Annotated in this window: 1 protein-coding gene; it reads left to right on the top strand. The window is 62.4% G+C overall.

The genetic code is table 11. The features are described 5' to 3' along the window. Positions 1 to 13: 13 nt before the first annotated feature. A partial coding sequence (locus AACY52_RS30130; RefSeq protein WP_339561350.1) for an FtsX-like permease family protein occupies positions 14 to 513 on the top strand: 500 nt, incomplete at its 3' end.

Here is a 513-nt window from a genome sequence, read left to right as displayed (position 1 = left end):
TGCGAGTGCCGCAGTGCAGGCCGCGATCGAGAATCTGCTGCGCGAACGGCGCAACATCACCGGCGGCAAGGACGATGATTTCAACATCTTCGACACCGCGCAGATTTCCGCGACGCTGACGCAATCGACGACCTTGCTCACCGGCATCGTCACCACGGTGGCGGCGATCAGCCTGATCGTGGGGGGCAGCGGCATCATGAACATCATGCTGGTGTCGGTAACCGAACGCACGCGCGAGATCGGCATCCGCCTCGCGATCGGCGCAGTGGCGAATGAGGTGCTGATGCAGTTTCTGGTCGAGGCGATTGCCTTGTCGATGCTGGGCGGGGTGATCGGGCTGATCGTGGCGCAAGTGGCGGTACTGGGGCTATCGGGCGTGATGAAGGTCGATTACCTGTTCGTGCCGCAAATCAACATCATCGCCTTTGGCATTTCGGCGTTGATCGGTGTGGTGTTCGGCTATTTCCCGGCGCGCCTCGCGGCCTCGCTCAACCCGATCGACGCGCTGCGCCA

It is taken from the genome of Pseudomonas sp. EA_65y_Pfl1_P113, assembly GCF_963970525.1.
Classification (GTDB): domain Bacteria; phylum Pseudomonadota; class Gammaproteobacteria; order Pseudomonadales; family Pseudomonadaceae; genus Aquipseudomonas; species Aquipseudomonas tritici.
Note: the sequence above shows the minus strand (reverse complement) of the source record. Positions and strands in the feature narration are given on the sequence as shown.